This is a genomic window from Streptomyces sp. NPDC050315 (genome assembly GCF_040655775.1).
In the GTDB taxonomy this organism is placed as follows: Bacteria; Actinomycetota; Actinomycetes; order Streptomycetales; family Streptomycetaceae; genus Streptomyces.
In genome coordinates, this window is sequence record NZ_JBFAKN010000003.1 from 868,204 (window position 1) to 881,991 (window position 13,788).

Below are 13,788 nucleotides of genomic sequence, written 5' to 3' on the forward strand. Positions count from 1 at the left end.
CTCAGTTCTGCGGTACTCACTTGTCGCCCCCTCCGAACTTGCTCAGCCGCAGATAGACCATCGAGCAGCAGAGCAGGATGACGAATGCGACGGTGGTCAGCGCGGACGCGTAGCCGAAGTTGTGGGCGTCGACGGAGGTGTTGGCGATGTAGAGCGGCAGGGTGGTGGTCTCGCCCGCCGGCCCGCCGCCGGTCAGGGTGTAGAGCAGGTCGACGTTGTTGAACTCCCACACCGCGCGCAGCAGCGTGGAGAGGACGATCGCGTCCTTCAGGTGCGGCAGGGTGATGTGGAAGAACTGCCGCAGCCGGCTCGCGCCGTCCACCTCGGCCGCCTCGTAGAGGTCCTTGGAGACGGACTGCAGGTCGGCGAGGATGAGGATGGCGAAGAAGGGCACCCCGCGCCAGAGGTCGGCGACGACCACGGCGGGGAAGACGGTGGCGGTGTCGGAGAGCCAGGAGGTGCCGTACTCCCCGATGCCCGCGTCGGCGAGGTAACGGCTCAGGCCGGTCTGGGAGTTGTAGAGCAGTACCCAGATCGCGGAGGTGAGGACGCCGGAGACGGCCCACGGCGAGAAGACCAGCGCGCGGGCGAGCGCCCGGCCCGCGAAGGTCTGGTTGACGATGAGCGCCAGGGCCAGCCCGAACAGCAGCTGCAGCCCGACCTCGACGACGACCCACTTGAGGCTGAAGGTCAGCGTGCCCCAGAACTGCGGGTCGCTGGTGAAGATCTCGGTGAAGTTGGCCAGTCCGGCGAAGCCGTTCCGCCAGGGCTTGGTCGGGTTGTCGTGCTGCAGCGCGGTCCAGAAGACGCTGAGCACGGGGTAGGCGATGAAGCCCAGCATCAGCAGCCCGGCGGGCGCGATCAGCAGGTACGGCAGCCGGCGCGGGTGCGCTCCGGTGCCGCGGCGGCGGCTGGCTCTGGGCGGTGACTCGGCCACGGCTGCGGCTTGGGCCATGACTCTTCTCCGTTCTCGGGAACGTTCGGCGGCCGGCGCGTTTCAGCCCGCGTACGGGTCCGGGACCTCGCCGGGGCGCGCGAGGAAGGCGAAGTCGCAGCCGGTGTCGGCCTGGGTGATCTGCTCGGCGTAGAGCGCGCCGTAGCCGCGCGCGTACCGCTCGGGCGGCGGCGTCCAAGCGGCGCGGCGGCGCGCCAGCTCCGCGTCCGGTACCTCGAGCCGCAGCATGCGCGCCGCGACGTCGAGGGTGATCGGGTCGCCGGTGCGTACCAGGGCGAGCGGTCCGCCGATGTAGGACTCGGGGGCGATGTGGAGCACGCAGGTGCCGTAACTGGTGCCGCTCATCCGGGCGTCGGAGATCCGCACCATGTCGCGCACGCCCTGCTTGAGCAGGTGGTCGGGGATCGGCAGCATGCCGTACTCGGGCATGCCGGGGCCGCCCTTGGGCCCGGCGTTGCGCAGTACGAGCACGTGGTCCGCGGTGATGCCGAGCGCCGGGTCGTTGATGCTCCGCTGCATCGTCCGGTAGTCGTCGAAGACGACCGCGGGACCGGTGTGTTTCAGGAGATGCGGCTCGGCGGCGATGTGCTTGATGACCGCGCCGTCGGGGCAGAGGTTGCCGCGCAGGACGGCGACACCGCCCTCGGCCGCGACGGGGTTGTCCCGGGTGCGGATCACGTCGTCGTTGTGCACGGCGGCGTGCTCGACCTGCTCGCCGAACCGCCCGTTGACGGTGGGCCGGTCCAGGTGGAGCAGGTCGGTGATCCGGGAGAGGAAGCCGGGCAGGCCGCCCGCGAAGTGGAAGTCCTCCATGAGGTACGGACCGCCGCCGGGGCGGATGTTGGCGAGCACCGGCACCGTTCGGGCGATCCGGTCGAAGTCGTCCAGGGTCAGCGGTACCCCCGCGCGCCCGGCCATCGCGATCAGGTGGATCACGGCGTTGGTGGAGCCGCCGAGCCCGAGGACGGTGGTGACGGCGTCCTCGAACGCGTCGGCCGTGAGGATCCTCGACAGCCGGACGTCCCGACGGACGAGATCGACGATCCGGAGACCGGAGGCCGCGGCCATCCGGTCGTGCCCGGAGTCCACGGCGGGGATGCTCGACGCGCCCGGCACCGTCACGCCCAGCGCCTCGGCGGCGGCCGTCAGCGTGGCCGCCGTCCCCATGGTCATGCAGTGCCCCGGCGAACGGGCGAGCCCGCTCTCCAGCTCGGCCAGTTCGCAGTCGCCGATGAGGCCCGCGCGCTTGTCGTCCCAGTACTTCCACATGTCGGTGCCGGAGCCCAGCGTCTCGCCGCGCCAGTGCCCGGGCAGCATCGGCCCGGCGGGCACGAAGACGGCGGGCAGGTCGGCGCTGGCGGCGCCCATCAGCAGCGCGGGCGTGGACTTGTCGCAGCCGCCGAGCAGCACCGCGCCGTCCACCGGGTACGAGCGCAGCAGCTCCTCGGTCTCCATCGCCAGCATGTTGCGGTAGAGCATCGGCGTCGGCTTCTGGAAGGTCTCGCTCAGCGTGGCGACGGGAAATTCGAGCGGGAAGCCGCCCGCCTGCCACACGCCGCGCTTGACGGCCTGCGCGCGGTCGCGCAGGTGGGAGTGGCAGGGGTTGATGTCGGACCAGGTGTTGAGGATCGCGATGACCGGCTTGCCGAGGTGTTCCTCGGGCAGATAGCCGAGCTGCCGGGTGCGGGCGCGGTGACTGAAGGAGCGCAGCCCGTCCGTGCCGTACCACTGGTGGCTCCGGTACTCCTCCGGGCGTCTCATACCGGCCACCCGGCGGCCATGGCGGCGACCTCGGCCCGCGCGACCTCGGGCAGCGGCCTGCTCGGCGGGCGCACGTCGCGGCGGCAGAGGCCGAGTGCGGCCAGGGCTTCCTTGACGACGGTGACGTTGTCGGCGGAGCCGTTCGCGCCGCGCAGCTCTTCGAAGCGGCGGATCTGCTCCCAGACCTTCATGGCGGCCGGGTAGTCGCCGGCCCTGAGTGCTTCGAGCATGTTCAGGGAGACGGCCGGGGCGACGTTGACGAGCCCGGAGGTGAAGCCGGTCGCGCCGGCCGAGAAGTACGAGGGCGCGTACGGCTCGGCGAGGCCGGCGATCCACACGAAGCGGTCCAGCCCGGCGTCCCGCGCGAAGGCGGCGAACCGCGCCGCGTCCGGGACGGCGTACTTCACACCGATGACGTTCGGGCAGGCGTCGGCGAGTTCGGCGAGCCGGCGGCCGCTCAGCGCCGCGTTGCGGAGGTACGGGACGACGCCCAGCTCGGGCACGGCCTCGGCGATCGCCCGGTGGTAGTCGACCCAGCCGCCCGCCGAGACGTAGGGGTGGACGGGCTGATGCACCATCACCAGCTGCGCGCCGACGTCACGGGCGTGCCGGGCGGAGGCGACGGCGGTCGGTATGTCGTGGCCGATCCCGGCCAGAACGGTGGCCCGCTCCCCCGCCTCCTCGACGGTCAGCTCGGTGACGGCGCGCCGCTCGTCGGGGGTCAGGGCGTAGAACTCGCCGGTGTTGCCGTTGGGCGTCAGGGTCCGTACACCGCCGTCGAGCAGCCGGCGGAGCAGCGTGCGGTGGGCGTCGGTGTCGAGGGCGCCGCCCGCCGTGAACGGGGTCACGGGGATGGCCACGACGTCGGCCAGCGCCGCCCGCTGGGTCTCGCATGCGGCCGCTGTCATGACTGCGCTCCTTCTCTTAAGGGGGCCTCGTCCGTCTCGGGAAAGGCCCGGGCGACGAACGAGGCGATGTGGTCGTGCACGGCGCGGGCCGCGCCGTCGGCGTCCCCCGCCGTGACCAGCCGGAGGATCTCCTCGTGCTCGGCGGCCTCGCGCTCCCAGGACGGCACGGCCGCCCAGGCGACGGTCGAGACGAGCGCTGCCTGGTCGCGGACTTCGTCGAGCATCCGGGAGAGCAGCGGGTTGCCGCACGGCAGGTACAGCGCGCGGTGGAAGTCGCGGTTGGCGAGCGACCGGTCCGCCGGGTCGGCGGCCTCGGCGGCCCGGGTCAGCGCCGTACGGGCGTCCTCGACGGCGGCGCCGCCGCGCACGGTGCGGCGGACCGCCTCCGGCTCCAGCAGCAGCCGCACGTCGTAGACCTCGCGCGCCATGGTCGCGTCGACCATCCGCACGGTGACGCCCTTGTACTGGCTCATGACCACGAGTCCGGTGCCGGCGAGGGTCTTCAGCGCCTCGCGCACGGGCGTCTTGGACACCCCGTACTGGGCGGCGAGTTCGGTCTCGACCAGCGACTGGCCGGGGCTCAACTGCCCGGTGAGAATGCGGTGTTTGACCGCTTCGAGCACGTACTGCGTGCGGGAAGGAATCGGGGCGGGGGCGAAAGTCATGGCGGCCGCTCTCAGTCTCGTATCTCGCGCATCACGTCTCATATACGACGTATGAAGTACGACGCGATGAAGCTAGAACCCCTCGGGGTGCCCGTCAACGCTTCTGACACGAAAACAACGAAGAGAACGGCCGCCACACGACCAACTCGCTTTGTGAGAGGGTCAGTTGTACGAGATGTCGGACGCCGAGTACCGGCAGTACGTGCCGTCCGGGCCGCTGCCCGTCTCGATCGGCTCGTCACCGCTGTCATTGCCCGTGTAGCGCACGCACGGCTTGATCTTCTTGCCGCTGTCGCCGTGGATGCGGATGCTCTTCAGCGTCGCGGTGTCCCCGTAGTTGGTGTTGATGCCGACCAGGGACGTGCCCGGCGCGGTCACATCCACGTCGTTGACACTGATGGTGCGCTTGTACTGGGTCGAGCAGTTGCCGCAACTGCGCACGAGCTTGCCGAAGTCGGCGACCTGGAAGCCACTGATGCTCAGCTTGCCCGCGCCGTTGAACTGGAAGACCTTGTCGTCGGCCTTCCTTGCACCGCCGCCGGTGACCGTGTATGTCGCGCCGGACGAGGTGCCCTTGAAGGTGGCGGCGTCCTCGCCGACATCCTCCCACCACACGTTCTGCAGCGTGCAGCTGCCCGAGCAGTGCACGCCGTCGGCGGCCGGCGAGCCGATGACCACGTTCTTGAGCACGGCACCGTCCTTCAGCTTGAAGATCGGGTCCTGCCCTTCCTCCTGGCCGTCGCCGCCCAGATCGCCGCTGCCGTAGAAGCGCTTGAGGCCACCGTCGTACGTACCGGACACCTCGATGGTCTTGGAGACCGCCTGGCTGCCGCCGGGAGTCGGCCAGTCGGCGGCGGCGTTCGCCGTGCCCGTGAGCGTCGTGGCGAGGAGGGCGGCGCCGGCCAGGCCGCCCGCGGCGACACCGCCGAGTACCGCCCGGCGGCGGCCGGCGGGCCGCTGTGCTGCTGATGTCATGTCCCGTCTCCTTGGGTGGGGTGAGACTGTGCGACGTCTGGTCGCCACCGGGTACGGGAGGGGTTGCCGGGCCGGGAGAGGTTTTTTCAGCGACTGCGCCGAGCGAAGTCACCACGTACTACGGCCGGTTCACCACCCGATCGCGCGGACGCCGTGTACGTGTCGGCGCCCGCGTCCCGGCCGCCGCGGGCGTGGTCGTACTGCCCGGCGAAGACATGCGTGCCCGCGGGTACCGTGCGTCCGCGTTTCAGCCGCCAGCGGTACACGAGGAAGCCGTCCTCGTACTCGGTGGTGAAGACGAATTCGTCCGGCGGCAGGGTGCGCCACGCACCGGTCGGCCGCACCCCCTCCGTACGCGCGATGCGCAGCTCCACGACGAGCGAGGTGAGCGAATCCGCCGCCTTGAGGGTCACATTGCTCTGCGCCCAGAAGTCGTTGCTGTGCGGGTCGACCGAGCCGTCGCTCCAGAGCGGGCCGTCCTCGGTACGCGGGCCGTCTTCGGTACGTGGACCGTTCGGCGGAGTGCTGTGCACGGGCGGGGCGGCGCTGACCTGACGGCCCTGGCCGTCGTCCAGTACCGCGGACGCCCCGTATCCGGCGGCCGCCAGGACCGCCGCGACGGCCGCGGTGGCGCCCGCGACGCGCAGCCACGGCGCCGCCCGGCCGGGGTGCCGCGGTACCGGCGTCCTCCCGGCCGCCGTCATGCCGCGCTCGACCCGGGCGAGCATCCGCTCCCGGTCCGGCCGGTGCGCCGCGGCGGCCTGCCGCAGCCGCCGACGCAGCTCGTCGCTCACGTACGCCCGCCGATCAGTTCCGTAGTGGTACGAGGACCCAGCAGCCGTTCCAGCTGCGCCATCCCCTTGGACGTCTGGCTCTTCACCGTACCGACCGAGATGCCGAGGGCAAGCGCGGTCTCCCGCTCGGACAGGTCGAAGGCGTGCCGCAGCACGACACAGGCCCGCTTACGGAACGGCAGGGTGCGCAGCGCCTGTTGGACGTCCACCACGGCGGGTACGTCCGGCGCTTCGGTGTGCTCGGAGCACTGCGCCCAGAACAGGGTGATCCGGCGGCGCTCGCGGATCGCGCTGCGGATGTGACTGCGGGCCAGATTGGCCACGACGCCCCGGGCGTACGCGGCGGGATGGTCGGCAGCCCGGACTCGGTCCCAGCGGCGCCAGAGCGCGACCAGGGCGTCCGCCGCCAGGTCATCCGCCCCCTCTGCGTCACCGGTCAATAGCCTTGCGAGCCGGGCGAGTTCGGCATAGTGGCACTCGAAAAACGCACGGAACTCGGCCGCGGCGTCGGCGCGCCCGGCAGCCGTTGGGTTCACGGTCCCGGTCACTCACCCTCCGTCGCGTTCGAGATTTCGACCATCGCCCGGCAGGGCGAACACAGGCTAGGCGGGCCTCCCCTACCTGGCAAGCGGGCGGCAACCCTTGAGGGCCCGGCGCCCACCACGGTGCAACGGACCACACCCGTACTGCAGGAGGCACCATGCAACACCCGCACCTCGTCCCCCGCCGGCGCAGACTCCGCCGCGCCCTGGCAACCACCGTGGTGACCGGCGCGCTCGCCGCCACCGTGCTCGCCGCGCTGCCCGACACCTCGTCCGCCGCCACCGCCCGCCAGGCGGAGAAGCTGGACCGCGGCGTGGTCAGCGTCCACACCAGTGGCGGCAACCTGATCAGCTGGCGGTGGCTGGGCACCGACCCGGACAATGTTTCCTTCAACGTCTACCGGGCCGGTACCAAGGTCAACTCCACCCCGGTCACCGGCTCGACCAACTATTTCCACTCCGGCGCCCCCGAACAGGCCGACTACACCGTCCGCGCGATCGTCGACGGCACGGAACAGGGCGACTCCGTGCACGCCGTACAGTTCCGCGCCGGGTACAAGGACGTGCCGATCACACCCCCGGCGGGCGGCACCACCCCGGACGGCGTGGCGTACACCTACGAGGCCAACGACGCGTCGGTGGGCGACCTCGACGGCGACGGCGCGCTGGACTTCGTACTGAAATGGCAGCCCACCAACGCCAAGGACAACTCGCAGTCCGGCTACACCGGCAACACGATCGTCGACGGCATCACACTCGACGGCACCCGACTGTGGCGCGTCGACCTCGGCCGCAACATCCGCTCGGGGGCCCACTACACCCAGTTCCAGGTGTACGACTACGACGGTGACGGCAAGGCCGAGGTCGCCATGAAGACCGCGGACGGCACGGTCGACGGGCAGGGCAAGGTGATCGGCAGCGCGTCCGCCGACCACCGCAACGGCAGCGGGTACGTGCTGTCCGGGCCCGAGTATCTGACGATGTTCAACGGCCGGACGGGCGCCGCAATGGGCACCACCGACTACGTGCCCCCGCGCGGCAACGTCGCCTCCTGGGGCGACAGTTACGGCAACCGCGCGGACCGCTTCCTGGCCGGAACCGCGTACCTGGACGGCTCCCGGCCCTCCCTGATCATGGCGCGCGGCTACTACACCCGCAGCGTGCTCGCCGCCTGGGACTGGCGCAACGGCGCCTTCACCCGCCGCTGGACCTTCGACACCGACTCCACCACCAACAAGGGCAAGGGCTACGACGGGCAGGGCTCGCACAGCCTGTCCGTCGGTGATGTGGACGGTGACGGCAAGGACGAGGTGGTCTACGGCTCGATGGCGGTGGACGACAACGGCTCCGGGCTGTGGACCGCGAAGACCGGGCACGGCGACGCCCAGCACCTCGGCGACCTCGACCCGGGCACGCCGGGCCTGGAGTACTTCAAGGTCTCCGAGTCCAGCAGTCAGCCCGCCGAGGTGTATCTCGACCCCGCGAACGGCGCCGTCCGCTGGAAGCTCGCCGCCTGCTGCGACAACGGGCGCGGCGTGGCCGGCGACATCTGGTCCGGCAACGCCGGTGCCGAGGTGTGGTCCGCCTCGGACACCTCCGTACGGGACGAGTCCGGTGCCGCCAAGGGCCGCGAGCCGTCCTCGGCCAACTTCCTCAGCTGGTGGGACGGTGACACCAGCCGCGAACTCCTCGACGGCACCCGCATCGACAAGTACGGCCCGGACGGCGACACCCGCCTGCTGACCGGTACGTCGGTGGCCTCGAACAACGGCACCAAGGCCACCCCCGTACTCGCCGGCGACCTCCTCGGCGACTGGCGCGAGGAGGTCGTCTGGCGCACCTCCGACAACCGCAACCTGCGGATCTACTCCACGCCCCACGAGACCGGCACGAAGATCACCACACTGCTGCACGACACCATGTACCGCACCGGCCTGGCCTGGCAGAACTCCGGCTACAACCAACCTCCGCACCCCAGCTTCCACCTGGGCAGCGGCATGGCAACGCCGCCGCGTCCGCGGATCACGACTCCCTGACCTCAGCCCGGTATCCGGTCGCCCAGTAGCGCCAGGTTCTCGATGGCGGCGAGGCCGTACAGCGCGGTGTCGTTGGTGAACACCCAGTCGGCCTCGCTGCCGGGGACGAGCGCGACCGGCCCGGTGACCTGCTCCGTCTTCCAGGGCGCGGACTCCTTGTAGCCGTCCGACCGGTAGAACTTCTCCCACGCGCGCCGGGCGAGCTTGTCGTCGTCCGTGCGGTGCGCGGCGTAGGCGTCGAGGCGCGAGTGGCCCTGGAAGAGGTTCAGGCTGCCGAAGTCGGTGCCGTAGCGGGCCTTCTGCTCGGCCTTGGTGGCGTTGTAGTACCGGCAGTAGTCGAGGTACGCCCGCTCGAACTTGTCGTTGTCGACCAGGTCGATCAGCTCGGCGCACAGTTCGTTGAGGCCGAAGACGGCGGAGAGGTGGGAGACGCTGACGACGGCCTTGTCGGCAACCGCGAACTTCCCCGTGTCCAGGTCGTACAGGCCGCTGCCCTGCACGAAGCCGTTGGGCTGGGCCGCGATGGTTTCCATCGTGGACAGCACCCGGGCCCTTGCCTTCTCCCACTTGGGGCCGCGGCGCTCCCACTCGGTCAGCCAGGCCGAGACCAGGCCCGACCAGTCGGTGCCGAAGCCGATGGAGAGGGCGTGCGGGTCGGGCTTGTAGTCGGGGTCGGGGCGGACCTTGCGTTGCGGGTCGAGGACGAGGAACGTCTCGTCGGAATCGACGTTGGCATGCATCAGGTCGCCGACCCGTTCGTCGGCGGTGAGGAAGTAGTAGAAGCGGCGGTAGGTGGTGTTGGCGATGCGTTGCTGCTTGGCGCTGTCGGCGTAGTGCTGGACGCCGTGCCGGGTGCCGAGCCCCGCCCACTTGCCGAGGTGGTAGACGTCGACCTCGCCGGTGTGCCGGGTCATGGCCTCGGCGAAGCGGAAGATGTCGGCGCGGCCGGAGCGCAGATAGGCGTACCAGAGCCAGAGGTCGGGCGAGAGTTCGGAGTTGTCCCAGGCGTAGCCGCCCACGTCATAACGCCATTGGTGGCGGGCCGGGTCGTAGGAGTGCATCACGTCGCCGTAGTCCCAGAAGCCGTACCAACGCCGCTGCTCCACCTGGTCCTTGTAGTAGGTGAAGAGGAAGTCGAGGTGGTCCTCGATCTTCGCCTTGGCGGGCGTGGAGCGGTCGGGCTCGGAGTAGAGGCCGGGGCCGAAGACGCCCGCGGTAATGAACTGCCGTGGTGGCGCGGTCAGTTGGGGCGGCGTGCGGACGGTCTCCACCTGGCGCGCCAGCGCCTCGGCGGTGGGCGTGGCGTCGTGGGCCCAGAAGAGGAGTTCGCTGGTGCGGGCGATGCCGTACGGGGTGCCGAACTCCGGCTCGTAGTCCTCGTACGTGATCTCCAGCCCGTCGAGCTGCTTCTCGTACGTGTCCTGACCCATGCCGTCGTGGTAGAAGCGCAGGTCCATGGGCTGGGCCTCGGGCGACCAGAGCCAGAGGGTGACCTCGGCCTCGTCGGTCGCCGCGCCCCGGATGTCGAGCCCTGCCGGGTGCTTCTCCCAGAAGTCGCGCAGCCCGAAGGCGAGCCCGCCGCTCGCGCCGCCGACGTAACCGAAGCCCGAGGCGCGGCGTCCGCCGCCGGCCGCGATCCAGCCGTGCCCCTTCTTGGTGCGCTTGCGCACCGTGAAGCCATCGGCGGAGAGCTGGGAGAGCGTGTAGTCACCCCACTCGGGGATGAGATGCAGCCGACTGGTGACCCGCTGGTCCCAAGTGGCCGGGTCGGGCAGCTTCTTGCCCTCGAACTGGGCGGCCTGCACGGCGGCGCCCGGGTCACGGCGGAGCCCCGTGATGCCCTTGACCGCCTCGCGCAGCAGTCCGGTGCCGTCGCCGCCGATGCGCACATGCCGGTCGTACGTCTCGTCACGCATCGGCACCGTGAAGCGCACCCCGAGCCCGCGGATGAAGTCCCCGCTCGCCTTGCCGGGCTCCTGGGTCCCGTCGTACGTGATCGTGTGCACCATGCGGAAGGACTCGGCGCCCGCGTAGAAGTACAGCCGGATCGAGAAGGGCAGCCAGGAGCGGTGGCCGCGGCGGTGCGTGCCGTCGATGCGGACGACCGCCCGGACCGGGCCGTCCTGCTCGACCGTCACCTTGCCGATGGCGCTCTCGAAGCGCTCGTACCGCTGGGCGCCCTGGTCGCCGTCCTCTAGCTCGCCCTGGCGCAGGAGTACGAGGCGGCCGTCCTTGGCGATTTCGGTGGCGCCTCTGCGGACGGACTTCACGAGTGTGGCACCGCTCGTGCCGATGCTGGCGGTGAGGACGCCGGTGGCGACCTCGACGGTGCCGCCCTTGCGCTCGACGGTGACCTTCTTGGCGGAGGCGGCGGGCCTCCCGGCCTTCAGGGTGTACTTCTCGGCAGCGGACTGCGGGCCGATGGCGTGCGCGGTCCACTTGAGTGAGCCGTCGGGCCAGTACGCGAGGGGCCAGGTCTGGACGGGGACCTCCTTGCCCGCGCCGTCGGTCAGCGCGAACGTCTGATCCTTGGGATACGCGCCCTTGGGCCAGGGCACGCCGAGCGTCGAGCCCGGTGCCGCGCCAAGGCCGCCGTCCTCCAGCCAGGTCAGCTCGACGGGGCCGTCGGCGGCGCGCGCCTGGGCACTGCCGAGTACCCAGCTGAACTGGGCGGCGGCACCGGCGACGGCGGCCGCTTTCAGGAGGGATCTGCGGGGGATGGGGGACATTATCGTTCCTCTCGCCGGTACCGCTGATATCGAATGAATCGTTTGAGGAAAGCGCTTGCTGGGCAAGAGGACAAGCTAGGGGTGGATTGATGCGTGGTCAACGGAGCGGACTGAATCGATTCACAAGATGTGCCACCCAGAACTATTCGCTGTCCAAGGTCGCCGCACAGCCGATAGGACTCCTCCATGGATTCCACCAACACTTCCGAAAGCGCCGCCTTCCCCCGCCAGTTCGCCCGCACCCGCCGCTTCTCACTGGGCGTGCCGCGGAACTTCACCGTCTCCCCCGACGGTCAGCGCGTCCTGTTCACCCGCACCAGGGGCGGCCGGGATCCGATCGGCCGGCTCTGGCTGCTGGCGGACGGCGCCGAGCGGCTGCTCGCCGACCCGACGGCGCTGGTGGGCGGCGGGGACGAGGTACCGGAGGAGGAACGGCTGCGCCGGGAACGGGCTCGCGAGCGTTCCGCCGGAGTGGTGGCGTACGCGACCGACCGCGCGGCGCGCCTCGCGGTCTTCGCGCTGGGCGGCGCGCTGTGGGCGGTGCGCACGGACGGTGGGGAGCCGTTCCCGGTATCGGCAGCGGGGCCTGTCGTCGACCCGCGCCCTTCACCCGACGGCCGCCACATCGCGTATGTGACGGGCCGTTCGCTGCACGTGGCGGAGGTACCGGATACGGCCGACGGATCGGTTGCCGGGAGTGGAGACCGCCAACTGGCCACCGCCGAGGGGCCGGAGATCAGTTACGGGCTCGCCGAGTACACCGCGGCGGAGTCCATGGGCCGGCTGCGCGGCCACTGGTGGTCGCCGGACGGCGCGCGGCTGCTCGTCGCGCGGGTGGACACCATGCGTGTTCACCGGCGTTGGATCAGCGACCCGGCACACCCCGACCGGCCGCCGCGCGCGATCCGGTACCCGCTGACGGGTACGGACAACGCGGACGTGAGCCTGTGGGTGTACGGCCTGGACGGCAGTCGTACGGAGGTGGCGTGGGACCGGACGGCGTACGAGTATCTGGTCACCGTCGGCTGGGACGCGCGCGGCCCGCTCATCGGGGTGCAGTCCCGGAACCAGCGCTCGCTACGTACCCTCGCCGTGGATCCGGACACCGGTGCGACCTCGCTCCTCGACGAGCGGACCGACCCCGCCTGGGTGGAGCTGGTGCCCGGCGCGCCCGCCAGGACCGAGTCCGGCGCACTGGTACTCACCCACGACGTGGCCGGCACCCGGCACCTCGCGGTCGGCGGCGAGGTGGTCACGCCGGCCGGCCTCCAGGTGCGCGAGGTGTTGAGCACGGAGGGCGAGCGGGTGTACTTCACCGCCTCCGACGACCCCGTGGAGACGCACGTGTGGTGCCACGATCCGGAGGCGGGCGCGCCGGTGCGGCTGAGCGAGGGGCCCGGTACGCACGGGGCCGTGTTCGGGGGCGGCACGGCGGTGTTCCACGGTCTGACGCCGGAGGGGCCGTACGCGGAGGTCCGCAGGACGGGCGGCACTGCGGCAGGCAGTACTGCAACAGGCGGTACTGCGGCACCGTCCTCACCCACCGTGGCCGCCCGCGTCACCGCCCTCGCCTCGCTCGTCGAGACGCCCGTCGTCACCCCGCGCCCACGCCATCTCGTGCTCGGCAAGCGGCAGTTGCGCGCCGTGCTGTACCTGCCCTCGTGGTACGAGCCGGGTACGGGGCCGCTGCCCGTACTGCTCGACCCGTACGCCGGGCCCGGCATGCAGCTGGCGGTCGCAGCCCGCGGCTGGACCGCCTGCGTCTCGCAGTGGTTCGCCGAGCAGGGTTTCGCCGTGCTGGTCGCCGACGGGCGGGGCACGCCGGGGCGCGGCCCGGAGTGGGAGAAGGCGGTCCACGGCGACCAGCTGACGCCCGCGCTGGAGGACCAGGTCGACGCGCTGCACGCGGCCGCCGAGCAGGTTCCGGACCTCGACCTCACCCGGGTGGCGATCCGCGGCTGGTCCTTCAGCGGGTTCCTGGCGGCCGCCGCGGTACTGCTCCGCCCGGAGGTCTTCCACGTGGCGGTGGCCGGCGCCGCGCCGACCGACCAGCGGCTGTACGACACGTACTGGAAAGAGCGGTTCCTCGGCCACCCCGCCGAGCGGCCGGAGAACTACGAACGGTCCTCGCTCGTCGGCCGCGGCCATCTGCTGAGCCGCCCGCTGCTGCTGATCCACGGCCTCGCGGACGACAACGTCACGGTCGCCAACATGCTGCGGTTCTCGGCCGAACTGCTCGCCGCCGGCCGCCCGCACACGGTCCTGCCCCTGCCCGGCGCCACCCACGCCCCCGCCGACGACCGGGTGAACGAGAACCTCCTGCTGTTCCAGCGCGACTTCCTCCTGGACGCGCTCGGGGCTGGCCGGAACCCCGCCGGAACCCGGCCGCCCGGTCCGGCGCCCGTGCACGGCGCTTGAGTGGC

General features: G+C 71.2%; 10 protein-coding genes. 2 read left to right on the plus strand and 8 right to left on the minus strand.

Annotated features, from left to right (window positions below; genetic code table 11):
- Positions 1-16 precede the first annotated feature (16 nt).
- From AB0I82_RS15100 to AB0I82_RS15130, 7 genes are all read right to left on the minus strand, one after another.
- On the minus strand, positions 17-955 hold the full coding sequence (locus AB0I82_RS15100; RefSeq protein WP_363257671.1) for a sugar ABC transporter permease: 939 nt from the start codon (positions 953-955) through the stop codon (positions 17-19).
- Positions 956-997: 42 nt separating this feature from the next.
- Positions 998-2,716: an L-arabinonate dehydratase gene (araD, locus tag AB0I82_RS15105; RefSeq protein WP_363257673.1), complete on the minus strand. Its 1,719-nt coding sequence runs from the start codon at positions 2,714-2,716 to the stop codon at positions 998-1,000.
- Entirely contained in the window at positions 2,713-3,624 is a 912-nt protein-coding gene (locus tag AB0I82_RS15110; RefSeq protein WP_363257674.1) for a dihydrodipicolinate synthase family protein, read from the minus strand. The genes araD and AB0I82_RS15110 overlap by 4 nt, the downstream gene beginning before the upstream one ends.
- Positions 3,621-4,289: a GntR family transcriptional regulator gene (locus tag AB0I82_RS15115; RefSeq protein ID WP_363257675.1), complete on the minus strand. Its 669-nt coding sequence runs from the start codon at positions 4,287-4,289 to the stop codon at positions 3,621-3,623. The genes AB0I82_RS15110 and AB0I82_RS15115 overlap by 4 nt, the downstream gene beginning before the upstream one ends.
- Positions 4,290-4,451: 162 nt before the next feature.
- Positions 4,452-5,264 (minus strand): pectate lyase, encoded by an 813-nt coding sequence (locus AB0I82_RS15120; RefSeq protein ID WP_363257676.1) that lies wholly within the window; start codon positions 5,262-5,264, stop codon positions 4,452-4,454.
- Positions 5,265-5,350: 86 nt separating this feature from the next.
- Complete coding sequence (locus tag AB0I82_RS15125) at positions 5,351-6,058, minus strand: hypothetical protein (protein WP_363257677.1); 708 nt, start codon at positions 6,056-6,058, stop codon at positions 5,351-5,353.
- Positions 6,055-6,606, minus strand: coding sequence for a SigE family RNA polymerase sigma factor (locus AB0I82_RS15130; protein ID WP_363257678.1), 552 nt, complete (start codon positions 6,604-6,606; stop codon positions 6,055-6,057). Before AB0I82_RS15130 ends, AB0I82_RS15125 begins: the two co-directional genes overlap by 4 nt.
- A 152-nt stretch (positions 6,607-6,758) precedes the next feature.
- Between AB0I82_RS15130 and AB0I82_RS15135 the strand changes: the two genes are divergently transcribed.
- Entirely contained in the window at positions 6,759-8,636 is a 1,878-nt protein-coding gene (locus AB0I82_RS15135) for a rhamnogalacturonan lyase (RefSeq protein ID WP_363257679.1), read from the plus strand.
- 2 nt (positions 8,637-8,638) lie between these two features.
- Here the strand turns inward: AB0I82_RS15135 and AB0I82_RS15140 are convergent, their stop codons facing one another.
- Positions 8,639-11,365, minus strand: a complete 2,727-nt coding sequence (locus AB0I82_RS15140) for a Tat pathway signal sequence domain protein (RefSeq protein WP_363257680.1) — start codon at positions 11,363-11,365, stop codon at positions 8,639-8,641.
- Positions 11,366-11,551: 186 nt separating this feature from the next.
- On the opposite strand from AB0I82_RS15140, the gene AB0I82_RS15145 reads away from it, so the two are divergent.
- On the plus strand, positions 11,552-13,783 hold the full coding sequence (locus AB0I82_RS15145) for a prolyl oligopeptidase family serine peptidase (RefSeq protein ID WP_363257681.1): 2,232 nt from the start codon (positions 11,552-11,554) through the stop codon (positions 13,781-13,783).
- The last annotated feature ends 5 nt before the right edge of the window (positions 13,784-13,788 follow it).